The sequence below is a fragment of the Acidobacteriota bacterium genome, assembly GCA_019347945.1.
In the GTDB taxonomy this organism is placed as follows: Bacteria; Acidobacteriota; Thermoanaerobaculia; order Gp7-AA8; family JAHWKK01; genus JAHWKK01.
The window spans coordinates 74,851-97,559 of sequence record JAHWKK010000014.1 but is presented as its reverse complement, the minus strand read 5'-3'; the positions used below and the strand labels follow the sequence as shown (position 1 = coordinate 97,559).

The 22,709-nt window shown below is 62.6% G+C and carries 27 protein-coding genes; 8 read left to right on the top strand and 19 right to left on the bottom strand.

Translation table 11 applies throughout. From position 1 onward, the window contains the following. Positions 1-202: 202 nt before the first annotated feature. The 6 genes from KY459_10690 to KY459_10665 all read left to right on the top strand — a co-directional run bounded on the left by KY459_10690 (position 203) and on the right by KY459_10665 (position 7,359). The gene (locus KY459_10690) at positions 203-2,518 is read left to right on the top strand and encodes a DUF87 domain-containing protein (GenBank protein ID MBW3565181.1); all 2,316 of its coding nucleotides are present in this window, start codon (positions 203-205) and stop codon (positions 2,516-2,518) included. 183 nt (positions 2,519-2,701) lie between these two features. Beyond that, a complete protein-coding gene (locus KY459_10685; GenBank protein ID MBW3565180.1) occupies positions 2,702-3,286 on the top strand; it encodes a uracil-DNA glycosylase family protein in 585 nt (194 codons plus the stop codon). A gap of 397 nt (positions 3,287-3,683) precedes the next feature. Next, positions 3,684-4,448: a hypothetical protein gene (locus KY459_10680; protein MBW3565179.1), complete on the top strand. Its 765-nt coding sequence runs from the start codon at positions 3,684-3,686 to the stop codon at positions 4,446-4,448. Then, a complete protein-coding gene (gene purH / locus KY459_10675; GenBank protein MBW3565178.1) occupies positions 4,441-5,958 on the top strand; it encodes a bifunctional phosphoribosylaminoimidazolecarboxamide formyltransferase/IMP cyclohydrolase in 1,518 nt (505 codons plus the stop codon). The genes KY459_10680 and purH overlap by 8 nt, the downstream gene beginning before the upstream one ends. Before the next feature lie 4 nt (positions 5,959-5,962). After that, on the top strand, positions 5,963-6,475 hold the full coding sequence (locus KY459_10670) for an HAD-IIIA family hydrolase (GenBank protein ID MBW3565177.1): 513 nt from the start codon (positions 5,963-5,965) through the stop codon (positions 6,473-6,475). Beyond that, on the top strand, positions 6,472-7,359 hold the full coding sequence (locus KY459_10665; protein ID MBW3565176.1) for a lysophospholipid acyltransferase family protein: 888 nt from the start codon (positions 6,472-6,474) through the stop codon (positions 7,357-7,359). Before KY459_10670 ends, KY459_10665 begins: the two co-directional genes overlap by 4 nt. Here the strand turns inward: KY459_10665 and KY459_10660 are convergent. Continuing rightward, a complete protein-coding gene (locus KY459_10660) occupies positions 7,314-7,523 on the bottom strand; it encodes a hypothetical protein (protein MBW3565175.1) in 210 nt (69 codons plus the stop codon). The genes KY459_10665 and KY459_10660 overlap by 46 nt on opposite strands. Before the next feature lie 345 nt (positions 7,524-7,868). Beyond that, positions 7,869-8,030, bottom strand: a complete 162-nt coding sequence (locus KY459_10655) for a hypothetical protein (GenBank protein ID MBW3565174.1) — start codon at positions 8,028-8,030, stop codon at positions 7,869-7,871. Between the two features lie 110 nt (positions 8,031-8,140). Here KY459_10655 and KY459_10650 point away from each other — a divergent pair, with 110 nt between their 5' ends. Beyond that, positions 8,141-8,389, top strand: a complete 249-nt coding sequence (locus KY459_10650; protein ID MBW3565173.1) for a hypothetical protein — start codon at positions 8,141-8,143, stop codon at positions 8,387-8,389. Here KY459_10650 and KY459_10645 read toward each other — a convergent pair. The 16 genes from KY459_10645 to KY459_10570 all read right to left on the bottom strand — a co-directional run bounded on the left by KY459_10645 (position 8,364) and on the right by KY459_10570 (position 20,634). After that, positions 8,364-8,858: an NUDIX domain-containing protein gene (locus tag KY459_10645; GenBank protein MBW3565172.1), complete on the bottom strand. Its 495-nt coding sequence runs from the start codon at positions 8,856-8,858 to the stop codon at positions 8,364-8,366. The two genes, KY459_10650 and KY459_10645, sit on opposite strands and share 26 nt — an antisense overlap. 1 nt (position 8,859) lies before the next feature. Further along, a complete protein-coding gene (dacB, locus tag KY459_10640; protein ID MBW3565171.1) occupies positions 8,860-10,239 on the bottom strand; it encodes a D-alanyl-D-alanine carboxypeptidase/D-alanyl-D-alanine-endopeptidase in 1,380 nt (459 codons plus the stop codon). Further along, positions 10,236-10,988 (bottom strand): hypothetical protein, encoded by a 753-nt coding sequence (locus KY459_10635; GenBank protein MBW3565170.1) that lies wholly within the window; start codon positions 10,986-10,988, stop codon positions 10,236-10,238. The genes dacB and KY459_10635 overlap by 4 nt, the downstream gene beginning before the upstream one ends. A 128-nt stretch (positions 10,989-11,116) precedes the next feature. After that, on the bottom strand, positions 11,117-11,386 hold the full coding sequence (locus KY459_10630; protein ID MBW3565169.1) for a hypothetical protein: 270 nt from the start codon (positions 11,384-11,386) through the stop codon (positions 11,117-11,119). Between the two features lie 44 nt (positions 11,387-11,430). After that, positions 11,431-11,664 carry a hypothetical protein gene (locus KY459_10625; protein ID MBW3565168.1) on the bottom strand — a complete coding sequence of 78 codons (234 nt, stop codon included), beginning with the start codon at positions 11,662-11,664 and terminating at the stop codon, positions 11,431-11,433. 41 nt (positions 11,665-11,705) lie between these two features. Further along, a complete protein-coding gene (locus KY459_10620) occupies positions 11,706-11,927 on the bottom strand; it encodes a hypothetical protein (GenBank protein ID MBW3565167.1) in 222 nt (73 codons plus the stop codon). A 4-nt stretch (positions 11,928-11,931) separates the two neighbouring features. Further along, a complete protein-coding gene (locus KY459_10615) occupies positions 11,932-12,102 on the bottom strand; it encodes a hypothetical protein (protein MBW3565166.1) in 171 nt (56 codons plus the stop codon). Continuing rightward, positions 12,099-13,253, bottom strand: coding sequence for an AI-2E family transporter (locus tag KY459_10610; GenBank protein MBW3565165.1), 1,155 nt, complete (start codon positions 13,251-13,253; stop codon positions 12,099-12,101). The genes KY459_10615 and KY459_10610 overlap by 4 nt, the downstream gene beginning before the upstream one ends. Before the next feature lie 53 nt (positions 13,254-13,306). Beyond that, the gene (locus KY459_10605; protein MBW3565164.1) at positions 13,307-13,717 is read right to left on the bottom strand and encodes a hypothetical protein; all 411 of its coding nucleotides are present in this window, start codon (positions 13,715-13,717) and stop codon (positions 13,307-13,309) included. Positions 13,718-13,723: 6 nt separating this feature from the next. Then, on the bottom strand, positions 13,724-13,939 hold the full coding sequence (locus KY459_10600) for a hypothetical protein (GenBank protein MBW3565163.1): 216 nt from the start codon (positions 13,937-13,939) through the stop codon (positions 13,724-13,726). A 39-nt stretch (positions 13,940-13,978) separates the two neighbouring features. Next, positions 13,979-14,866, bottom strand: a complete 888-nt coding sequence (locus KY459_10595; GenBank protein MBW3565162.1) for a peptidylprolyl isomerase — start codon at positions 14,864-14,866, stop codon at positions 13,979-13,981. A gap of 104 nt (positions 14,867-14,970) precedes the next feature. Then, entirely contained in the window at positions 14,971-16,419 is a 1,449-nt protein-coding gene (locus tag KY459_10590; protein MBW3565161.1) for a sugar transferase, read from the bottom strand. Between the two features lie 123 nt (positions 16,420-16,542). Next, the gene (locus KY459_10585; protein MBW3565160.1) at positions 16,543-17,649 is read right to left on the bottom strand and encodes a glycosyltransferase; all 1,107 of its coding nucleotides are present in this window, start codon (positions 17,647-17,649) and stop codon (positions 16,543-16,545) included. Then, the gene (locus KY459_10580; protein ID MBW3565159.1) at positions 17,646-18,602 is read right to left on the bottom strand and encodes a glycosyltransferase family 2 protein; all 957 of its coding nucleotides are present in this window, start codon (positions 18,600-18,602) and stop codon (positions 17,646-17,648) included. The genes KY459_10585 and KY459_10580 overlap by 4 nt, the downstream gene beginning before the upstream one ends. Then, entirely contained in the window at positions 18,590-19,558 is a 969-nt protein-coding gene (locus tag KY459_10575; protein MBW3565158.1) for a glycosyltransferase family 2 protein, read from the bottom strand. The genes KY459_10580 and KY459_10575 overlap by 13 nt, the downstream gene beginning before the upstream one ends. Next, a complete protein-coding gene (locus KY459_10570) occupies positions 19,555-20,634 on the bottom strand; it encodes a glycosyltransferase family 4 protein (protein ID MBW3565157.1) in 1,080 nt (359 codons plus the stop codon). The genes KY459_10575 and KY459_10570 overlap by 4 nt, the downstream gene beginning before the upstream one ends. Before the next feature lie 382 nt (positions 20,635-21,016). Between KY459_10570 and KY459_10565 the strand changes: the two genes are divergently transcribed. After that, complete coding sequence (locus KY459_10565; protein MBW3565156.1) at positions 21,017-22,447, top strand: DASS family sodium-coupled anion symporter; 1,431 nt, start codon at positions 21,017-21,019, stop codon at positions 22,445-22,447. Here the strand turns inward: KY459_10565 and KY459_10560 are convergent. After that, positions 22,409-22,609, bottom strand: a complete 201-nt coding sequence (locus KY459_10560) for a hypothetical protein (GenBank protein MBW3565155.1) — start codon at positions 22,607-22,609, stop codon at positions 22,409-22,411. The genes KY459_10565 and KY459_10560 overlap by 39 nt on opposite strands. Between the last annotated feature and the right edge of the window lie 100 nt (positions 22,610-22,709).

Sequence of the window (22,709 nt, the reverse complement as noted above, 5' to 3'; positions counted from 1 at the left end):
GGTGGCGCGATCATTCCGCTACAATTTAGGTCTTGCGCCAGACGAGCCACTACGCCTTGTGTGCTTTGTGGGGGCGTTCAACCGCCTTTCTTGGGGGGGGGTTCTTAAGTTGCAACTTACCGCGTCGGTTGCTTCCCCCGCGTGCATGGTTTCCGCGTTTTAAGTTCCATTTCCACCCCCGACCCCGTCTACAATCCACGTCATGATCGATTACGAGAAGCTCGGCGCGTTCTATCTCGGACGCGAATACGACCTCGGAACCGGCTCTATGGCCAGCGAGTCGCTCCTCTACGACTCCCGTGATCTGACGACCCACGCCGTGATCATCGGGATGACCGGCAGCGGAAAGACCGGGCTCGGCATCACGCTGCTCGAGGAGGCGCTGATCGACAACATCCCGGTCATCGCCATCGATCCAAAGGGTGACCTGACGAACCTGATGCTCACCTTCCCCGACCTCGCCCCTTCCGATTTCCAGCCCTGGATCGATCCCGCAGAGGCTGCAAACGCAGGTGAGAGCATCGAGGAGTTCGCGAGCAAGCGGGCCGCGACGTGGAAGAAGGGTCTGAAGGAGTGGAACCAGGACGGCGAGCGGATCCGGCGCATGCGCGAGGCCGTCGAGATGAGGCTCTACACGCCCGGGAGTACATCCGGCAGGCCGGTCTCGGTTCTCCGATCACTCGATGCGCCGCCGGCGGCGATCATCGAAGATCCCGACCTCTTTCGCGATTCGGTGTCGACCATCGCAACGAGCCTGCTCAACCTGGCGGGGATCGACGAGGCGGATCTCAGCCGCGAGCACACGCTGGTTTCGACGATTCTTTCGAGCGCGTGGTCCGAGGGGAGAGCAGTCGATCTGGCCGGCCTGATACGAGGGGTGCAGCAGCCGCCGTTCACACGGATCGGCGTTCTCGATCTCGAAAGCTATTTTCCATCCCGCGAACGGTTCGAGCTCGCGACTAAACTCAACCACCTCCTGGCGTCACCTTCGTTCGCCGCCTGGAGCGAAGGCGATCCGCTCGATCCAGCGACCCTTCTCCGCAACGATGCCGGGCAGCCTCGAGCCTCGATCTTCACGATCTCCCATCTGTCGGATCGCGAGCGGATGTTTTTCGTCACGAACCTGCTCGACCGTCTGATCGGATGGATGCGCTCGCAGCCGGGCACTCCGAGTCTCCGCGCGATCCTCTACATCGACGAAGTCTTCGGCTATCTTCCGCCGGTCGCCGAACCGCCGTCCAAGAAACCTCTGCTGACCCTCCTCAAACAGGCTCGCGCCTTCGGCATCGGGGTCGTGCTCGCGACGCAGAACCCCGTCGACCTCGACTACAAAGCACTCTCCAACGCCGGAACCTGGTTCCTCGGAAGGCTCCAGACCGAGCGCGACAAGGAACGCGTGATGGACGGGCTTCGGGGCGTCCGCGGGTCGGAACGTTTCACTGCCGGCGAGCTCGAGCGAACGTTGTCAAGTCTGCCGAAGCGTGTCTTTCTCCTCCACAACGTCCACGAGAATGCGCCGGTCACGTTTCATACGCGATGGGCGATGTCGTATCTCGCCGGGCCGCTGACGAGAAATCAGATTCGCGACCTCACCGGCTTGTCGAAGGGCTCCTCCCTCGAGGCCGCTGCCGCTTCGACAGGAGCGGTGACGGTCATGCCGCCGGGCATCTCGGCGTGGTATCTCGACGACGGAAGCGACGGCGAGACCTGGGACGCGGGACTCCTCGCAACGGCCGTGGTGCACTACACCGACCGTCGCCTCGGAAAGGGAGTCTCGCGGGACGTAGCGCTCTTCATCGACGTCGTCCCCGACCGCGGCCAGCCTGATTGGGACGACGCGGAAGAGATCGACATCGACGACTCCGACCTCGCAGCGACGCCGCCGAAAAACCGGCCGCATGAACAGCTTCCGCGGGGAGCGCTCGACGAAGCGAATCACGACAAGTGGAGACGCGCCGCTGCGAGGACCATCCGTCACGACTTTGCTTACACGCTCTACACCCATACGGCTACGAAGCTGATGAGCGAGCCGGATGAAACCGAGGCGGAGTTCCGTGGGCGAATCGCTCAGAAGCTGCGCGAGAAACGGGACGAGGTCGCCGCCGGACTCCGGACGAAATACGACCGAAAGCTTCGGACTCTCGAAGCGCGTTACGAGCGCGCGCGGCAGGCCGTCGAGCGCGAGACCGATCAGGCCCGTGAGCGGAAGCTCGACACCGCCGTCTCCTTCGGTACCGCCGTCCTCGGAGCATTTCTCGGGCGGAAGGGCACTTCAACGTTCGGCACCGCCCTCTCACGAGCCGGCCGCATGAAGAAGGAGTCTGCGGACATCGACCGTGCGAACGAACGGTCCGAGCGCGTCAAACTCGACATCGAGGCGCTCGACCGTGAGCTCGCCGAGGAGCTGGAGTCTCTCGATCTCGCCACGGATCCGGCGGCGATCGAGCTCGAGGAAGTGACGATCCGGCCGAAGGCGTCCGACATCACGATCAGGCGATTCGGCATCCTCTGGAGGTGAGGCAGGAACCAGGATTCAGGAGTCGGGAGCCAGTGAGGCGGGAGAACACAATATTTGCCGGGATCACGGTCAATGATAAGTAGAAACAGAACCTTGAAACGCGAGGGTGAAGCTGTGCCCGGTGAGCCCTGGTTCCTGGATCCTGATTCCTGATTCCTGAAAATGATCGAGTTCGCCGCACACATGCAGGCCGTCCACGCATGCCGGGCATGTCCGACTGTCGAAGGGCTGCCGGTCACGGGTGGCGTAGCGGACGCGAAGGTGATTCTCGTCGGGCAGGCGCCGGGACCACGCGAGCACGATGCGGGGAAGCCGTTCGCATGGACCGCGGGCACGAGGCTCTTCGATTGGTTCGGGAGCATCGGAGTCGACGAGGAGAGGTTCCGCTCACGCGTTCACATCTGTGCTGCCGCGCGTTGTTTTCCCGGCCGCACGCCGGACGGGCGGTCGGACCGGCCGCCGAGCAGCCAGGAAGTCGCCCGCTGCTCGCACTGGCTCGACGAGGAGATGCTGCTGCTGCGACCCGAGCTCGTGATCGCGGTCGGCCGCTTCGCGATCGAGCTCTTCATGAAATGTCCGAAGCTCGATGCCGTGATCGGTCGCGTTCACCGAGTCGAGCGCGCAACGCACGATCTCGACCTCGTCGCCATCCCCCACCCATCGGGGCGCTCGACGTGGCTCAACAAGCCGGTGCATCAGGTACTGCTCGACCAGGCGCTCGCATCGATTGCTTCGCACCCGGCGTGGAAACGCACGGTCGTGTCGTGAGTCCGCGTGATGCCTTTTCGCGCGCCGATTCACGAGCGTGCAGAGCAAACGATCGAACCGCGTCGAGAATCCGGGTGGATGTTCGACGCGGCTAGGCGAAATGAGCTCGCGAAACCCCAGACCACGTCATCCTGAGCCCGGCGCAGCGCGGGCGAAGGATCTGGGCGGAGGCTCGTTAGTCAAAGTTGCAGGTGCTGGTCACGTTGCCTCACGACCTGCCCCCAGATCCTTCGCTGTCCTTCGGCGGCTCAGGATGACGAGGGTTTAATCACGCGAGAATCAAGTGCCTCCAACTTCAAACTCCAACCTCCAACCTCGAACCTCCAACCTCCAACCTCGAAGCCCTTTTGATGCGGGCGAGCCTTTGCCCCTCCCCTTCTTCATGTAAGATCCGCGCGTGCGAAGGATCCTGCTGTTCTCCCTGGTATCCCTGACCGCCTTCCCCCTGCTCGCCTGGTCGCCGAAGACCGAGATCGCGATGACCAAGCTCGCGCTCGAGCTCGGCCCCCGCGACCTCGCTCGAATCGTCGAGATGCACGAGGAAGCCTTCGAGGAGGGGCTGAGCGCCGGCCGGAGGGAGGAGCTTCGCGGAAAGATGGCCGACCACATCGCGACGCGTGACGGGCGGCTTCAGGACCGCATCATCGAGGAAGCGTCATCTGTGGTCGAAGCGATCCGATCCCGCGAGCCGATCGAGACGATCGTCTACAGGCTCGGCGTCGTCTCACATCTGGTCGGCGACGCCAATAATCCGTTCATGACGTTCGAATCGAAGAGACTCGAATCGCGTCGAGCCGACTACGAGAGCTACCTCGAGCGGCGACTCGTCAAATTTCGCCCGGTCTTCTATGGCATCGACCGCCGGTTCGATCCGAGAAGCCTGATGGCACGCTCCGTCCGCAGATCCTCGGGGTACGGACCGATGCTCGAGTACGAGTATTTTCGCGGCGGAGAGATCCGCTCATCACGCGCCTTCGACGATCGCTCGACCGCGTTCGCCGTAGCCGCTCTCTCCTACTCTCATTCGATCACCGACCTCGTCAACGTCTATTACGCGATCTGGAACCGCGTCGAGGGAGACGTTCAAAGAGCTTACAGACTCAAACCCGGCCAGATACCGGTTCCCGAGCAAAATCTACGAGGAGGAATCCGAGTTGACTGACTTTCCTTTCAGGCGCGCCGTGATCTCGGTTTACGACAAGACCGGCGTCGAACGGCTCGCCCACTTTCTCGCCGATCGCGGCGTCGAGATCATCTCGACGGGGGGTACCTACTCGACGCTCGAGGAGGCAGGAATCTCCGTACGGTCGATCACCGATCTCACCGGCTTTCCGGAGATTCTCGGTGGAAGAGTCAAGACGCTCAACCCGAGCGTATTCGGCGGGATCCTCTCCGATCGTTCCAACGAAAAGCACCGCGACGAGATGGCCGACAACGACCTGGTCGAGATCGATCTCGTCGTGGTGAATCTCTATCCATTCGAAGAGACCGTCGCCAGAGAGGGCGTCACGCTCCGGGAAGCGATCGAGCAGATCGACGTCGGCGGGCCTTCGATGCTCCGCGCCGCCGCCAAGAATCACGAGCACGTCCTTCCCGTCTGCGATCCATCGATGTACGACGAGCTCATCCGGCTCGCGGAGACCGGGGAGATCTCCTCCGAATACCGGCTCGAAGCGGCGCGAAGGGTGTTCCAGACGACCGCGGGCTACGATCGGGCAATTGCGGCCTGGCTCGGAAAGCAGGGAACCTCGGAAACATCCGAGCGACTCACGCTAGATCTCACGCTGCAGCAGACCCTCCGCTACGGTGAGAACCCTCATCAGAAGGCCGGCTTCTACAGCGAGTCGGCAACTCCTCCCTTCGAGCAGCTGCAGGGAAAGGAACTCTCATACAACAACCTCCTCGACCTCGACGCCGCCTGGCGAGTCGCGTCATCGTATGACGAGCCCTGCGTTTCGATCATCAAGCACACCAACCCGTGCGGAACCGCAATCGCCGGCTCGATCGCGGACGCGTTTACCCGGGCGCTGGAGGGTGATCCCGTCTCCGCTTTCGGCGGCATCCTCGCCGCCAACCGGCAGCTCGACGGCGAGACGGCCGAAAGGATCGGGAAGCTCTTTCTCGAGGTGATCGTCGCTCCGTCCTTTTCCGCGGAGGCCCTCGAGATTCTCGGAAAAAAGACGAACCTCCGGCTGGTCGTGGCCAGGGGACTCGGGATCGAGACGGAGGTTCGGAGTGCAGCGGGCGGCTTTCTGATTCAGGACCGCGACACCGCCTCGGCTCCGGACCAGTGGGAAGTCGTGACCAAGCGAAAACCCACCGAAGAAGAAGAGCACGCGATGAGATTCGCGTGGACGTTGTGTGCTCACGTCAAATCGAACGCGATCGTCCTCACCGACGAGAAGGGCTCGGTCGGAATCGGTGCCGGTCAGATGAGCCGGGTCGATGCAGCTCGGCTCGCCCTCGAGAAGGCTGTTTCGTCTCCTGAGGGAAAGGTCGCCGCGTCCGACGCCTTCTTCCCTTTTCCGGATGGAATCGAAGTTCTTGCCGACGCCGGAATCCGGGCGATCGTCCAGCCCGGCGGCTCGATCCGCGACGAGGACGTCATCAAGCGGGCGGACGAGCTCGATCTTGCAATGATCTTCACCGGCCGGCGACACTTCAGGCACTGATCCGATGAGATCTCCCGCGAACATCAAGCTTCTCCTGACGGACGTCGACGGCGTCTGGACCAACGGCAGCATCATCTACGGCTCCGGCGACCTCGAGATCAAGCACTTCAACGTTCGCGACGGGCTCGGCATCCGGCTGGCTCAGAAGGCGGGTATCGTCGTCGGGGTCGTTTCGAGCCGCACTTCGCAGGCCGTTGCCCGGCGCTGCTCCGAGCTCGGCATCGAGCACGTGATCCAGGGAGCCGCGGACAAGAGCGAAGCAATCCTGACGCTTTTGGAGCGCACCGGCTACACGTGGGAGGACGTCTGTTACATCGGCGACGATCTGCCCGACCTCGGAGCGATGAAGCACGCGGCGATTTCCGCCGCGCCATCGGACGCCGCCGCGGAAGTGCAGGCGGTGGCAACCTGGAGACTCAACGCTGCCGGAGGAAAGGGTGCGTTGCGCGAGCTGATCGAGCGCCTCCTCATCGAGCGCCATCAGTGGGACGCGGTCGTCGCCTCGTTCGTGAAGTGAAACGTCACATTCGCAGCTTCGTCCTGTCCGGCGCTCTCTCGATCCTCTCGTCCTTTCTGCGACCGCTCTCCCTTTGTACCGTCCAGAAGCTCGGCGCTGCAATCGGCTCGCTCGGTTGGCGCGTGGCCCGAAGGGACCGCCGAAAAACTCTCCGAAACCTCGAGACGGCCATGCCCGAGCTCTCCGCCGAAGCGCAAAAGGAGATGGGAGCCGAGGTCTTCCGTCATCTCGGCCGGTCACTGGCCGAGGTCTGCTGGATGCATCGGGCCGACAGGGTCCGTGAGAACACCGAATTCGAGGGTCTCGACAATCTTCGCTCGGCGGTCGATCACGGCCGCGGCGTCGTCCTCTTCACCGGCCACTGCGGCAACTGGGAGTGGATGGCGGCGGCGATCGCGGTGGCCGGGCTCGAGATGAACGTCATTGCGAGATCGATGGACGACGAGAGAATGAACGAGTTCATCGTCCGCTCCCGGGCGCGATTCGGCGTCACGACGATCGGTCGCGGCTCCCGAAGCTCCGCCGCCGACATTCTCAGGACCCTCCGCGAGGGAAAGATCCTCGGTGTGCTCATCGATCAGAGCATCAACGCCGAGGTGGTCGACGTCGATTTTCTCGGCCGTGAGGCTCCTACGCCGATCGGCCCGGCGCGGCTCGCGAAAAAGGGAGGATCACAGGTGATCGCCGGCTTCACCGAGCGGCTCGACGACGGGCGACACCTGGTCCGCTTCGAGCCGCCGCTCGACGCATCCGAGCTCGATCCGGTGGAGATCACGCAAAGGATGACCGCCGCGATCGTCCGGCAGATCCGGCGACGTCCGGAACAATGGGTCTGGAATCACGACCGCTGGCGACGGCGACACGGGCAGAAGTACCGGGAGTAGGGGTGAAGAGTGAAGGGTGAAGGGTGAAGAGGGAAGAGTGAAGGGTGAAGAGTGAAGGGTGAAGAGTGAAGAGTGAAGGGTGAAGAGGGAAGAGTGAAGAGTGAGGAGGGAAGAGTGAAGAGTGAGAGAAGAAACGATGCCCCGGGTACTCTCACTCTTTTCACGAGCCCTCACCAAGATCCTTCGCCGTCCTTCGGCGGATCCTAATGAAACGGCCACGAAATTGTTGGACTTCGACCCTTTTTGCAGCGCTTCGCTTGGGCTGATGTCCCAACCTGCGAGGTCCTTCGCCTGCCCGCCCGACCGCCCGCTCAGGATGACGTCGGTTTGAGTACGCGAGTGCGGTTGTTTCTGCACTCATGGGTGGTTTCACCGGCGCAAGGCGCCGGTCAATTGCTCAGGATGACGAGTGCTTGGGTTTCACGATAGGAAACCTCGGTGAGTACACGGTGAGAGCTCTTCACTCTTCGCTCTTCACTCTTCACTCTTCACTCTTCACTCTTCGTTCTTCACTGCTCGTCGTATTCGGACTGGGTGAGAAACTCCGTTTCGTCGTCGTGCCCGCACGTCGTACAGATGATCTCGGTCACCTTCATCGCGTCACCATCCCATTCGAATACGTAGACGGGTGATTCGCAGTTGAGGCAGACCAGATATTCGGGAATCGCCATTCTCCCGAAGGATAGCCAATAAGCTCCATGACAGTCCAGATGGCGCGGGCGGAGGAGTCTGCGGTATCGTCCCCCAGCACTACCCCAGCACGAAAAAGAGGGAGAACCACATGCGAAAAAACATTGCGCTTCTGTTCTTCGTGGTCTCAGTGGCCGGCTGTTCGTCGGAATCGAATACCGCGCGTCTGGATGAAAAGCATGTCCAGCTCGAGGAGCGCGTCGAGTCGCTCGAGGCGAAGTTGCACGAGACCAATAAACAGCTCACCACTCTGACAGTCGAGCTCGAAAAGACGCGCGAGCAGATGAACGACCTCGCGCTGGTGGTCAGCAGGGTCAGCTCGCGGCAGTCGAGCCGCTGAGCCCGCCCCATTCCTCGATCAGAGATCTGGAATCGCTGTGCGTATTTTCGGGGAGCCTATCCGTTCGGACCCATCGCGATTCTTCGATCTCCATATTGAGCTCGATCTCTCCTCGCACCGAGCTCGTTTCGAGCGCAATCTCCATCAGATCCGGCCTGACGTTCCTCACCGTCACGAGTGAGAATTCATCTGCTTCCAGTCTCGTCTCCTCCCGCAGCTCGCGGCGCGCGGCGTCCTCCGGAGTCTCGCCATGCTTCACGAAACCGGCGGGAACCGCCCAGGGATTGCTTCCCCTGAAGACGTGCCGCAGAAGCAGGACTTCCCCCTCGTCGTTGCGAACGATGAGCGCAACCGTGACCCGGAAGCTCGGCTCCAGCAGTCCCACGAGCCTCAGACGGAGAGGCCGGGGAGTGAGACGCCACACGAGATGCGTGAGCTTCCTGAGGAGACTTCTTCCCGTCTCACGCACTTCAGTTCCGGGAGATCGCGAATACGATCGCATCGACCGTATTGGTCGCATTGAACGAAGGGACCGCCTGGTTCACGAGAATCACGAAGTAGCGGTTCGACCCGTCGTCCGCGATGAGGGTGCCGGTCAGAGCTCGCACGCCGCTCAGACTCCCCGTCTTCGCCCATAACCTCTCCCGAAGAGGATCGAGCCGCCGTCGCAACGTTCCCTCCCCCGGCTCGGCGAGCAGTTCCTGCCAGACGGCACGCCTCGAAGGATCGAATACGTGGCGCACCAACCGAAGAACCGTCTCGGGAGTCGCCCAGTCCTCGACCGAAAGACCCGAGCCGTCGGTGAAGTGAAATCCGGCGGGGTCGAGTCCGAGACCGGCAAGCGTTGCTTTTTCGAGATCGAGCGACTGCTCCCAGGTGACGTGCGTTCCTTCCTGCAGACCCTTGAGGAGCATTTCGGCGAACAGATTGGAGCTCCACTCGAGCATCGTCCCGAGGACCGTGTAGAGCGGCGGGGATTCGAGCCGGGTCAGGAAGGAGTCCCCGGAGGGCTCACGCGTCACTGTCGGTGGCGTCGTGACCACGATTCCATTCCTCACGAGATACTCGTCGACCGCCTGCGCCGCGTACAGCCCTGCGTCCGAAATGGCGGGAAGATGAGTCTGGACACCGTTGGTTCTCCGGCTCTCGCCCCTCACGACCGCCCGGTTCTCGTCCTCGACCACAACTTTGAGATTGCCGCGCTCGCAGCGGGAAGCGTCTGCTACCGGGACGAAGGCCGGATCGGTCCAGGCATCAGTCTGCAGGCAGGAGCTCTTCAGAACAAAGACGCCGACGACGTTCTCGTTGAAGGCGAGCGCATCGATCGGAGGAGCGTACGATTCGCCCAGATTCGAATGCTTCCATCCGATCGGATAAACCTCTTCGTCGAACCTCGAGACATCGGCGACGACGCGCCCTTCGATCCGCGTGATCCCTTCCTCGCGAAGCACTCGGAGGAGCGGCTCGAAGTTGAGATCCCGCCATTCCCAGAATCTCGATCCGAGCGTCGGGTCACCGCCACCGCGAATCACCAGATCGCCGTAGAGAGCTCCATCCATCAGATCGCCCGAGATCAGGAACCGCGTCGGTATTCTCGCATCGAGCCCGTGACATTCGACGGCGGCGACGGCGGTGAACAGCTTGCGCACCGACGCCGGGATCAGAAGGGTCCTGGAAGCACGCTCGTAAAGTACTGTTCCCGCTTCGTCCTCGACCCTGATCCCGAATATGGCCCCTCTCATTCCGCTCGTCGCGATGATCCTCTCGACCTCCGATGTGAGATCGGCTCGGGCCGTCTGCGTTGCGAGGGCGGCGAGCGAGGTGAGCGCGAAGATCAGGCCCGATCTCATGCGAAGCTCCACTCGGAGTAGCTGAGCCCCGATTCGAGATTGCGTCTCGATGCCGCGATCACGCCGTCGGCAAGCTCGGGCGCCACACCGTTGCGGCGCATGATCGAGAGAAGCTGCGGAATCGCCCCGAAATCCGATGACCAGCGATAGTCGATCAGACGATCGAGATCCTCGACCGGCTTCCCGACATCCTCCCTCCCGCCGTCGGCGTCGGCGAACACCACGGCGGCAAAAGCCTCGATGGCACCTTCCTCCTCGACGTATTTTTCGAGGGCGTGCTCGAGGCGAGGCGCCCGGCTGCCCGACGGATCCTGCACCCACTCTTTCAGCGCGGTACGAAGCGTTCCAAAGCGCGCGGCTTCAGGAAAGTATTGAACGGCTCGAACCGCGGCGCGTGCCGTCGCGAGTCCCCATCCCTCTTCTCCGGAGAAGGCTCGTGCTGTCTCAAGGTAAGCCGCTCGCCAGTCGGCCTCCGCTTCGAGCAGAGCCGCCAGCCATCGTTCACTCGATTCCTGATCGCCGCTGGCGACCGCAGAGCGAATGACGTCCGGCCGGGCATCCTCCTCGGCAAAGGCGGGCGGTGTGGTGCGGGGCGTTTCACCCCACGGCACGTGGGACTCGGCTGCGTACTCCGCCGAGCGGAGAGCAAGCACTCGAACGCTTGGTTCCGGCTGATCGGTCATCAGTGAACCAGCCGCCAGGGTCGAATAGAAACTGTTGCGTGAGTGCATCGACGGGGAAAAGCTCATCACGGAGAATCGGAGCAACCGGGACCCGAGCTCACTGGAAGGGAGCGTGCGGCTCAACTCCCCCACGGCCTCCTCGAGCAGCGAACTGTCTCGAGACAGCAACGCCTCGAGCAATCTCTGCTCCGTCGTCACTGCCGGGTGGCCGTTGCCGGGGGAGGCGATCCTTCCGTAGCCTGCTCGTCGATGATGTCCGCTCCTTCGTTGGGGGAGCGATTCTCGTCGATCTCGACCGTGGTGGTGAGCGCCGGGTCGGGCTCGCTCGATTCGACGGGCTCCGGAGTCACCGGCGAGATCGTCGTGGTCGTGTTCGAGTCGACGTCCGATTCTCCACAACCGATCACTCCGCCTGAGACGGCAAGAATCAGTATCGCCGACCAGACTGTTCCAGCTCGCTTCATTTCGCCTCCATTCGCATCGCCGCTGCCAATATAGCATCCGCGGATCAGACACGCAGGCGATAAGACAGCGCGCGACGGATCTCGTCTTTCTCCTGACTCTCTCCAGCTCCGAGCGGTTTCGGGATCTCGATCGGCTCGATCTTCGAATCCTCGAAGCGGATCAGGCAGTATTCGGCGCCCGGTGGCTCGATCACGTCCTGGATCTCCTCGGGTTTTCGGCCGAGCTCCTCCATCGTTTCCAGAACGATTCGTTTCACCCTCTCCTCGAAGCTGGTCATGGATCCGCCCAGCTGCCAACCTCGTACCAGCCCGCGACACGTCATCGCGGGAGAGCCTGTTCGGGTCGCGGGGCCGCGCTCTTCCACGAGACGGTTCCGGCCGCGATGCCCGCAGCCATGAGCCTGACCAACGCGCACACAAGCCAGAGCGCGGGCGGCGACCATTCGAACAAAGCCATTCCTGCCAGCGGAGCACCCATCGCCGCGATCGCCCAGCTCATCGTCCAGGCCGCCATGTAACGACGATCGACCCGAGTCCCCACGCACTCATCGCACCACCCGCAACACCGGGCTGCGGCCAGTGAGGTAGAGCGCCAGAAAGACGAAGACGAATCCGCCGAAGCGGTTGATGAACGTCCCCGCGACCAGCAGCCACACCGGCCTGGAAAACCCCTGGAGGGTCGCGACCAGCTCGGCGAGCGCTTTCGGCAGCTTCACTCGGAGGCAGATTGTCCGTCAGCCGTGACGAGCTTGCCCGTCGATCCGACGATACCGGCGGTGAAGTAGTGCTTGTAGATCCGAACGATCGTCAGAAACAGCGCGAACACCAGAGGGCCAAGGATGAGCCCGACGACCCCGAATGCGCTGAGTCCTCCGAGGATCGAGAAAAAGAGCAGAATGGCCGACATGTGGGTCCCGGCTCTCATCGCCCAGGGTCGGATGAGGTTGTCCACGACGGAGACGACACCGAGACCCCAGATCAGAAGAAAGATGGCAGGCCACATCGGAGCCTCCCGGATCCCGACCATCGCAAACAGATAGAGCGTCGCCGGAACCCAGACCGCCGCGGCCCCGACCATCGGAATCAGCGAGAACACGACGGCGACCGATCCCCAGAACGCCGGGCCGGGAACTCCCGCGATCCAGAGACCGATTGCGGTGACGAACCCCTGTGCCAGCGCGGTCAGGAACTGCCCTCGGAATGTCGCGTTCACCACACCCCGAAACTGCTCGAGCATCAGAACCTCGTACTCGTCCGGCAGCGGCGAGATCTCGCGAACTTCCTCGACGATCGTGTCCCCCTCCACATAAAAGTAGAACATCGCCAGAAGCATGAAGATGAAGCCGATGATCACGTTTCCGAGACCCGCCAGAAAGACTCCGCCGAAACCGGCCACCATTGCCGGGATTCTCTGCACCGCCTGAGACATCATCCCGCTCAGATCGATCTCGGCGAGATTCACCCAGGGGAGAAGGGCGTCGACGGCCGCCAGCCGGTCCTGAACATGAAGCGATCGGAAAACCTCCCGGAAGTCCGTCCTCTGAATGGCGTCGAACAGAAGATTGGCTTGCTGGACCAGCATCAGGATCAGAAGGAACAGCGGGAGGAAGATGACGATCGTGACCAGCACGAGCATCAGGGATGCCGCGACCGCCTCCCGCCCCTTCACTTTCGCGAGCAGCCTTCGATAGACCGGCCAGGTGAATGTCACGACGATTGCCGCTAGAAGGATCGGCGTGAGAAACGGTGCGATGATTCGGATTCCCGCCCAGACGACCAGAACGGCCAGCGTCAGGAAAAAGATGATCGCGATCGGCTGTTCACGCCACGGCGTGATCTTCGACGGGGGACCGCTCCTCTGTTCCATCTCCAGATTCTAACCTCGGAGCGGAAGATTGCAGCCGGGGATCCCCGGAACCCTCAGTCGCCGAGCGCCGCTGCGCGAGCCGTCTCGACTCTCAGCATCCGCCCGCCGTCCGAATGAGTCATCAACGAGCCGTCCACTTCGATCGTCGCTTCTCCGTGGGCGGCAACCTTCTCGAGAGCCGCCATGTCACTCTCGGGACAGAGTGGGAAACGCTCGCCGGCGGAGCTCACGAAGACCTTCTCGCAGAAATCCGTCTCGTGCAGATTGCAGTGGCGACAGAGAAGTTCTCCCTCGAGCGTCACGGACTTCGTCTCCGCATGGTCACAGCTGTGAGCGCCCTCGTGGTGAGCGCCTTTTTCATGAGCAGCGGCGTGAGCAGCGGTAGCGCAGTGGTCCGGAGCTTCGCCCGCCAACGCGAACACCGCGACGAATGTCACGAAAACGGATGCGACCAGGCTTTTCATTCGAACTTACCTTTCGACCTCGAACTCCGGTGAAGCCTCGGGCACAGGCTCGTTGAAGATCAGCACGGTCTCTGCGACGGGGAACAGCACCGTGTGGTTCTTCTGATTCACTTCCATGGTGACCTCATAGAAGCCGCTGTCGTTGACAGCGATCAGATTCGCGACTTTTCCTTTGACCTCGAGAGTCTTGTTGAATATCGAAACCTTTGACGGGATCTCCATCGGCACAATGTACGCAGCCTCCGGAGGTTACGTCAAGCGTCAGCGGCTCTCGCCCTGGCCGCCTTCTCCGTCATCGGAAGCTCGTGCGAAGTAGGTTTCGTCGAACGTGGGGTTGGCAGCTTTCTCGAGCCGCTCGATCTGAGCTTCCACCGCTCTCTGCCGGGCTTCGGCTTCCAGCTCTTCCCTGATCTCCTGGAAGGGGACGACGCTACGGTCGGTCACCTCGATCACGTGGTAACCGAACTGCGTTCGGACCACCGGGAGCAGCTCCCCCTTCTTCCCCGCGAACACCGCCGCCTCGAACGTCGGGACCATCTGGCCGCGGCCGAAGGTTCCGAGCTCACCGCCACGGGCCGCAGACTGGCGGTCGGCCGAGTGCTCCGCGGCGAGCTCGGCGAACGAAGCTCCCGCGATCAGCTCGGCACGGATCTGTTCCGCCTTCGCTTTGGCTTCCTCTTCGGAGGGAGCTCCTTCTCCGGCCGCCGGACTCCCCTCGAAAGCAATCAGGATGTGGCGAGCCGACGCCCGCTCGAACTCCGCCTTGCGCGACTCGTACGCCTGGCGCATGGCCTCGTCGGTCACCTCGACCGCATCATTCATCCGGGCGATCTTGGCGTTCGCGAGCGTGTGGGCGCGCATCAGCTGGAGTTGGGTCTGCACGTCCTGCTGCTGATCGAGCTTCTCGCTCTCCGCCTCCTTCGCCAGGAGTTTCATCCGGAGAAAATCTCCCGCAAACGCACGCTTCCCGGGTCCGGAAGCGTACGCCTGATACTCGGGCGGAAGATTCTCGAGTGCCGCGTCGAGCTCCGCTTCCGTCACGGTGACTCCCGCTCCGGAAACGATGACATGGTCATATTTGCTCGTCTCCTCCTGCGCAAAGACGGTAAACGCGAAGGTGAGGGCTACTGCTGCAATGGCTTTTTTCAATGATGATCTCCTCGGCATGACTTATTTGCAGCCAACGGATACGGGCGGGTGGGTCTTCCAAGCCGGTGGGACGTTCACCGTTTCGAAAGAGGCTTCCGAAGCGATCAGGAGGCGCCCCGGCCGCTCAGAACTGCCGGGATCGTACGCAGCATGATCTTGAAATCGAGCAGCGGCGACCAGTTGTCGATGTACTGAAGGTCGAGCTCGACCCACCGGTCGAAATCCACCTCGTTCCGCCCGCTGACCTGCCACAGACACGTCAGACCCGGCTTCATCGAGAGCCGCCGTCGCTGCCACCGCTCGTAGAGATTGACCTCTTCCGGAATCGGCGGCCGAGGCCCGACCATGCTCATGTCGCCCCTCAGAACGTTCCACAGCTGAGGCAGCTCGTCGAGCGAGAACCTTCTGAGAATTCTTCCGACCGGCGTCACCCGCGGATCGGTTCGCGCCTTGAACACCGGACCGCCCATCTCGTTGAGGTGCTCGACCTCGTGGCGCTTCTCGTGCGCGTCCGCGATCATCGTTCTGAACTTGTAGAGCGTGAACACCCGCCCGTTGAGACCGACCCGCCGCTGCGTGTAGAGGACACCGCCCGACGAGGTCATCTTGATCGCGAGCGCCGCAAGGGCCGTCACCGGAAGCGAGATCGCCATCAGCAGCCCGGCCAGTCCGACGTCGAGCAGCCGCTTCATCATCATCTGAAGCTCGTTGGTGGGAACGCGGCTGTAGCTGACGAACGGGATACCGTCGAGCTCCTCCAGCTCCACGCGAGCCTCGGATTCCGGAAAGAAATTCACCGCAACACGGGTGCGGATCCCGAGATCTTCACAGAGAAGGAACAGATGCTCGACCGATTCGAGCTTTCGGCGCGTCAACGCGAACAGGACGTCGTCGATCGGCTCGAGCGGGTGGCTGGCGTCGCCCGAGAGAATCCCCTTCAGGTCGCTGAGGTCTCCCAGCACCCGGTAACGCGACCACTCACCGGGAAGGCGATGACCGTCGGAGATGAATCCGATGATCTTGTAGCCCCAGTAGCGGTGCGAGAGGATCAGCGAGGCGACCTCTCTCGCCTGGCGCCCGGTGCCGACGATCAGGATCGTCCGGTAATTGAAACCGCGCTCCCGCACCCATCGCGCGATCTGTCGGACGAACATCTTCTCCACCAGGAGAAATACCGCCGCGAGGACGCCGAAAATGACGAACCACGACCGGGAGAGCTGACGCAGAGGTGCGAACCAGGCGACCGTCGCGAGAAGGATCACTCCGGTGGCGACGATCCGGATCGTCGTTTTCGCCTCTTCGAAGATCGATACGGTTCGATGGCTGTGATAGCTGTGATGACTGAACAGCAGCAGCGACCAGATCACAAGGACGATCGGGAGAATCGTCAGGTACCGCTCGACCGGGAAAAGCCCGGTGGGAAACTGGTCGGGCCAGAGGATCGGCAGAATCCGGTCCCGAATGTAAAAGGCGAGAAGAAATGCGGCAGATGTCAGGGTCAGATCGGCCAGCCATACGAGCCGGGCGACCGCTCTGGCCTGCTCCTTCAGCATGCTGCTCCCTCCCCCACGAAGCCGTCGAGTGCACGGCTTTCGACAAATATCGCCCGACGCCGGCCGTCCGTCAAGCGCATCCTCTGCATCACAGGGCTGATACGGAATCGCCCTCCCGACCGTCTAGGGCCGTTGCACGACCGAATCAAAAAGGGCTTCGTAGCCATCGGTGACCCGTTCCCAGTCGTAGACCTCGCCCGCTCGTCGCTTCGCCCGGCGGCGCAGCTCATCGAACGATCCCGGATGGTCGAGCAATCGCTGGAGGACCGTCTCGAGCCGGGGAAGCCCGTGAAAGTCGAAATACTCGACCGCGTCGGCACCCACCTCCCGGTTCTCCGGCGTGCCGTTGGCCACGATGGCCCCGCCAACCCCCATCGCCTCGATGAGAGCCGGATGCGTTCCACCGACCTCGGTGGCCTGAATGTATGCGAGCGCATTTCTCTGGAGTGTGGCGTAGTCGGCGCCGTAAAGAGCCCCCGGGAAGATCACCCTCTCATCCGCCTCCGCCCGAACCCGGGCGATCAGATCCACCGAGTAGGGCGCATCCCCAACCATGACGAGAGGAAGATCCGTACGAACTTTGCTCCAGGCACGAACGACCTCGAGCGGATTGTTCTCCGGCTCGAAACGACTGACGTAAAGGACGAATTTCTGCGGCGCCAGAGACAGCCGGTCGAGGATGTCGGAGTCCCCCTTCTCGAGAGAAGAACCGTACGCGAGTACCTCCGGCCGCACCCCGTGGCGACGCCCGTAGTAATCGGCAATCACCCCGGCATCGGCCACGATCCGCGTCGCGAAGTGCGCCGAGAGGCTTTCCCCGATCATGTAGACCCCCCGGCCGAGAATGTTCCATTTGCGGCGCTGCCGCTCGATCCCGTCGACGTTGAGCACCGTCGGAATCCTCGTTGCAGTCAGCACCGGGAGCACGAAGGCATTGGCAGCGTTGCAGACGAGGATCACGTCGAAACGCCGGAAGACGGCATGAAGAGCGGAGAAGAAGGCGTGCGAAACGGTCTCCAGATATTTGTGGCCCACAGCCGGGAGCTCGATCCTCCGAATCCCTTCCCAGATCGGCGGCTCATCCTCGTACAACGCCCGCCGGCAGTAGACGGTGACATCGTGGCCGCGCGAGGCGAGTCTCTTCCCGAGCTGCGCCGCGAAGGTCTCGAAGCCTCCGTACTTCGGAGGCACGCCGCGCGTGCCGAGGATCGCGATCCGGAGCTCGCTCATCCGAACCAGTGAGCGATCGCCAGGTCGTCGAGTCGCCGTCTCGCCTGGATCTCCCGCCTCTTTCCGAGCACCTTTCGTCGATTCCGCCATAACCAGCTCCATGCCGCGAGCGAGCTCCGTTCGACGAAGAGCGTGGCGAAGAAGACCACCACGTCGCGCGCCAGAGTCCACGGCAGGTGGACGAGCAGCAGAGTCCGTCCTGCATTCTTGATCCGGAGCAGAAACCGATTCTTCACCGAGTGACAGTTGACGAAGGCGGGAAGCCGCCTGCGCCGCTCGGGCGTCACCCGCCGGACGTGGGTCGCAACCGCTGATGCGACCGACACCGCGCGCCAACCGAAGATCCTCCCTCTCCACGAGAGATCGGCATCCTCCCGGTAGGTGAAAAAATCGGAATCGAAAATCTCTCCGTCGACTCTCACATCGTCGAGAAATCTTCTCCGATAGACCGGCGCCGCCCCGGAGACGCCGAAAACCTCCTCGATCGCCGGAAACGGGCGGACGATCGTCTCGGCATCGATGTCGAGGTGCCGGCCGCTCCGGGTCATCCTGATCCCGCGGCTGTCGACGACGTTCGTCGCTTCGATCGCCGCCCCCCGTCCTCTCAGAAGGAGGCCGGTGGCCATTCCGACGTCATCTCTCGGTGTCAACGCGGCCACGAGCTTCTCGGCATAGTCCTCGGCGACGGCGGCATCGGGATTGAGCAGAAGGACCCATGGAGCCTCCCCCGCGTCGATTCCCTGATTGGCAGCGACTGCAAAACCGAGATTCGAACTGTTCCGGATCAGCCTGTCCGGCGCGAGCTCCGCGACGATCGCGAGCGTTTCGTCTTCGGAAGCGTTGTCGACCACGACGACATGGGTGTCGCCTCTCAGCCGACCGACCGACTCGAGGCAGCGCCGGATCGTCTCCGCGCTGTTCCACGTCACGATGACGACATCTAAGCTTTCCATCGTCGCCACGCCTCCCGAAACACCTGCCGGTTCGCCTCCATCGCTCCCGGTCCGTCCGCCATCTTCTGGGAATGACCGACCGAGATCGCTGCCATCCGAAGGACCGCCCCCGCCATGATTCCGACCCTCACCATCTCCCGGCCCGGCAGCGACATCCATTTGTCGGCATAGAGATAGAGATTCCTGTACCAGACCGAAAGGAAGTCTCCGAGCTTCATCTGCGACAGCGACGAACCTCCGCGATGCTGAATCACGACCGACGGGACGAGCTCGAGCCGTGCTCCGCTGTCATGCAGTCGCCGGCAATAGTCGACGTCCTCGAACCACGCCGGGAAGAATCGCTCGTCGAATGATCCAACAGTCTCGATCACATCGCGACGGAGAAGAATCGCTGCACCCGCCGGCTGTTCCACCACGACCGGACGGCCGTCGAGTCCCGCTTCCCGATAGAGCCGCGAGGACGAAAAACGATTGCCGGGGAAGAGCCGGTTGAGAAGAAGGATCTCCGCCAGAAGCGTCGTCATCGTCGGCAGGCGTCTCAACTGGAAACCCCGCTGCGGCTCCCCCTCGTCATCGGCCAGGAGTGGAACGACGCCGGCGAGCCCCTCTGATTTTTCGAGATGGCCCACCAGCGACTCGATCGAGCCCTGCGGTGTCACGCAATCCGGATTGAGCAGAAGAATGAAGCGACCTCGCGAGATCGCGATCGACGCGTTCAGACCTCCGGCGAATCCGAGATTCGACTCGCTCTCGACGATCATCGTTCTCGAGGGATCCGCATGCCGGAGAGCCTCGCTCACCGTCTCGTCTGTCGAAGCATTGTCGTGGAGGATCAGCTCCCAGTCGAGCGCTCCGCACGCTGCTGGGAGACTCTCCAGGCACCGGCCGATGAGCTCGCCGCTCTGCCACGTCACGATCAGGATCGAGAGATCGGGATTTTCCAATGATTCATTCACTCGAGAAGTGCCTCGACCGCGTCGCGAAGCGGCGCCACTACTCTGTCCCATCCGAACCGGACGCGCACACGCTCGAGGGAGGATACGCAGGCCGAATGAAATCCGTCATCCTCGATCAGCCTTCGGATTGCGGCCGTGACGCCCTCGACGTCTCCCGGCTCGACGACGATTCCGAGGCCTTCCTGCTCGATCAACCCGGCCGCTGCTCCTCCGCGCGTCGCGACCACCGGCACCCCGGCCCAAAGCGCGTCGAAAAACCGGATTCGGTACGAATAGAGCGCTTCTCTTGTGTCGTGATGGAGCATGATCATCAGCCGCGAGCCTGCCAGCAGACTCCCCCTTTCACGATACGGTGTCCAGTCACCGCGCCACTCGACGACTCCGTCGCTCGTTTCCGATTGGTTCTCGCCGAGGAGACCGTAGGGCCGGCGCGTACCCGCGAAGACCAGCCGACATTCGACTCCCTCCGAGCTCAGCCTTCTCACGGCAGCAACCGCGGTCCCTGGGTCGAGCCAGGGCCAGATCCCACCGTTCCAGACAATCGTGGGCACTTCGCGGAAGGAGGGCGCGGGCGGCGGCGCCGGATCGATTCCGAACCCGACCTCGATCCATTTGCCTCGGATCGCCAGACGCTGCTCGGAAGCGAATGCCTCGTAAAGCTCGCGTTGCCGCGCGGACGCGACGATCAGGACATCCGCCCGCCGGAGCGCCGCTCGCAGCCGCCAACTTTCGGCGATCTTCTTCACCATCATGCGCGGCGCCCGCCGCGGAATCTGTTCCAGCTCGAGAAGGATCGGCGTGAAAAGGTCGCAGACGAGCTTCTGCTGCCGCCCGGCACGAAGACCTCGAAAGGGCTGGCCGATCAGGACCTTCGCTTCCCGGATCAGCCGCCGGCCCGCCAGCGAGCGCAGCGGCTCCGCCCGGAATCGCGGATCGAGCCCTCCCGGCTCTCCACGCGCCACCAGCGCCACGTCGAATCGCTTCGCCAGTTCATCGGCGAAGTGGAACGCCCGGATGCCCGGACCAGCCATCCTCTCCCCCACGACATCGGGCGTGGCAACGATTACTTCGGACATCCGCGCCATTGTAGATGGAGAGGAAGAGGAGCCAGGATTCAGGAGCCAGGATTCAGGAGCCAGGATTCAGGGACGCGGGACGAGCTTGCGCGATACAACACTTCACCGGGAGGGCGAGGCTCCTGCCGAGCCGCACCCTCGCAAAATGGCGGAATGTTCGTTCAGGGGAAATAGATCGAGAGTTGGCTGATGAGGATCGGTTTCAGGCGACTTTAGAGCGGCGTTCTACGGTGCGGCTCAGCAGGAGCTTCGCCCTCCCGGTTGCGGTGCTGCATTCACTCGAGCTCGGGACAAGGCCGCGATTCTCGCCACATGCAGGCTGGAAGCCTGCGCCACGGTCATGTCGCCTCTTCCCTGGCTCCTGACTCCTGATTCCTGAATAATCCTCGGCGTGGAAGGCGCGTCGAAATCGCGGTTCGGCCTGTGGCTCGGAATCGCCGTCTTTCTGCTCGCCGCGGCAGTCCCACCGCCCGACGGGCTTTCGGCCGGGGGGTGGTGGACGGTCGCCTGCGCGATGCTGATGGCCGTCTGGTGGATCACCGAAGCGATCCCGATCCCGGCGACGGCGCTCTTTCCTCTGGCTCTCTTTCCCCTTCTCGGCATCGCTTCGATCCGCGACACCGCCAGTCCGTACGCGAACCCGGTGATCTTTCTCTTTCTCGGAGGTTTCCTGATCGCCGCGGCGCTCGAGCGTTGCGGTCTCCATCGGCGGATCGCCCTGACGATTCTGCGAATGGTCGGGACCACCGCGCCTGCTCTCGTCGGCGGGTTCATGACTGCGACGGCGTTCATCAGCATGTGGGTCAGCAACACTGCGACGGTGGTCATGATGCTTCCGACCGCGATGTCTGTAATCGCCATCGCCGAGCGGGAGATGAATGCGGACGACGGAAAGAAATTCGGCAAGGCGCTCATGCTCGCGCTCGCCTACTCGGCGAACATCGGCGGGATCGCGACGCTGATCGGCACTCCTCCGAACGCGCTCCTCGCGGGTTTCATGAACGAGACTCACGGGATCTCGATCGGATTCGTCGAATGGATGTTTTTCGGCGTGCCACTCGTCGTCGTCGCGCTCCCGCTGACGTGGCTGATTCTCGTGAGGCTGCTCTATCCGCTGAAACGAGCGGAGCTTTCCCGCGGGTCGGAAGTCATCGATCGGGAAATGAAGGAGCTGGGAGCGATGTCCCGGGCCGAGTGGATCGTCGGAATCGTGACGACGGCGGTCGCCGCCTCATGGATCTTCCGTCCTGTCCTGGAGAGGTGGGTGCCGGGACTTTCGGACGCCGGAATCGCCGTCTTTGGCGCCCTGCTGCTCTTCGCCGTACCGGTTTCGGCCGATCGCCGGCGCGCTCTCACCTGGGAGGATACGAAATCTCTTCCGTGGGGCGTGCTGATCCTGTTCGGCGGAGGGCTCAGCCTCGCATCCGCAATCTCGACGACCGGTGTCGCCGACTGGATTGGAAACTCCATCCAGCGCTGGGAGGCTCTCCCGTTTTTCGTCATCTTCGTCCTCGTCACCGTGATCGTCGTCTTCATGACCGAGCTGACGAGCAACACGGCCACCGCCGCCGCACTTCTGCCGATCGTCGCGTCGGTCTCGATCGGCTTCGGTCATGACCCGATGGCACTCGCGGTTCCCGCGGCCGTTGCGGCGAGCTGCGCCTTCATGATGCCGGTCGCGACGCCGCCGAACGCGATCGTCTACGGAAGCGATCGCCTGACGATCGCCGACATGGCGAAGGCGGGACTCTGGGTCAATCTTCTGATGATCGTACTAATCGACATCTTCGCCTGGATATGGGTGGGAAGATGAGAAGAGTGAAGAGTGAAGAGTGAAGAGTGAAGAGTGAAGAGTGAAGAGTGAAGAGTGAAGAGTGAAGAGTGAAGAGTGAAGAGTGAAGAGTGAAGAGTGACGGGCGTCGGGCGACGAGTGAAGAGCGACGGGCGACGATCCCTCGCCCCCGCGCGATCGCACGCTCCTAATGAAACAACCATGAAATTGTTGGACTTCGACCCTTTGCAGCGCTTCGCTTGGTTTGATGTCCCAACCTGCGAGGTCCTTCGCTTGCCCGCCC

Excerpts from the sequence above, each read along its gene's own strand:
- dacB (MBW3565171.1), bottom strand. The coding sequence starts at position 10,239 with ATGAGATCGGGCCTGATCTTCGCGCTCACCTCGCTCGCCGCCCTCGCA.
- KY459_10605 (MBW3565164.1), bottom strand. The coding sequence starts at position 13,717 with ATGAAAAGCCTGGTCGCATCCGTTTTCGTGACATTCGTCGCGGTGTTC.
- KY459_10600 (MBW3565163.1), bottom strand. The coding sequence starts at position 13,939 with ATGGAGATCCCGTCAAAGGTTTCGATATTCAACAAGACTCTCGAGGTC.
- KY459_10655 (MBW3565174.1), bottom strand. The coding sequence starts at position 8,030 with ATGGCGATTCCCGAATATCTGGTCTGCCTCAACTGCGAATCACCCGTC.
- KY459_10650 (MBW3565173.1), top strand. The coding sequence starts at position 8,141 with ATGCGAAAAAACATTGCGCTTCTGTTCTTCGTGGTCTCAGTGGCCGGC.
- KY459_10610 (MBW3565165.1), bottom strand. The coding sequence starts at position 13,253 with ATGGAACAGAGGAGCGGTCCCCCGTCGAAGATCACGCCGTGGCGTGAA.
- KY459_10670 (MBW3565177.1), top strand. The coding sequence starts at position 5,963 with ATGAGATCTCCCGCGAACATCAAGCTTCTCCTGACGGACGTCGACGGC.
- KY459_10585 (MBW3565160.1), bottom strand. The coding sequence starts at position 17,649 with ATGAGCGAGCTCCGGATCGCGATCCTCGGCACGCGCGGCGTGCCTCCG.
- KY459_10635 (MBW3565170.1), bottom strand. The coding sequence starts at position 10,988 with ATGAGCTTTTCCCCGTCGATGCACTCACGCAACAGTTTCTATTCGACC.
- KY459_10580 (MBW3565159.1), bottom strand. The coding sequence starts at position 18,602 with ATGGAAAGCTTAGATGTCGTCATCGTGACGTGGAACAGCGCGGAGACG.
- KY459_10630 (MBW3565169.1), bottom strand. The coding sequence starts at position 11,386 with ATGAAGCGAGCTGGAACAGTCTGGTCGGCGATACTGATTCTTGCCGTC.
- KY459_10570 (MBW3565157.1), bottom strand. The coding sequence starts at position 20,634 with ATGTCCGAAGTAATCGTTGCCACGCCCGATGTCGTGGGGGAGAGGATG.
- KY459_10590 (MBW3565161.1), bottom strand. The coding sequence starts at position 16,419 with ATGCTGAAGGAGCAGGCCAGAGCGGTCGCCCGGCTCGTATGGCTGGCC.
- KY459_10625 (MBW3565168.1), bottom strand. The coding sequence starts at position 11,664 with ATGACCAGCTTCGAGGAGAGGGTGAAACGAATCGTTCTGGAAACGATG.
- KY459_10685 (MBW3565180.1), top strand. The coding sequence starts at position 2,702 with ATGCAGGCCGTCCACGCATGCCGGGCATGTCCGACTGTCGAAGGGCTG.
- KY459_10690 (MBW3565181.1), top strand. The coding sequence starts at position 203 with ATGATCGATTACGAGAAGCTCGGCGCGTTCTATCTCGGACGCGAATAC.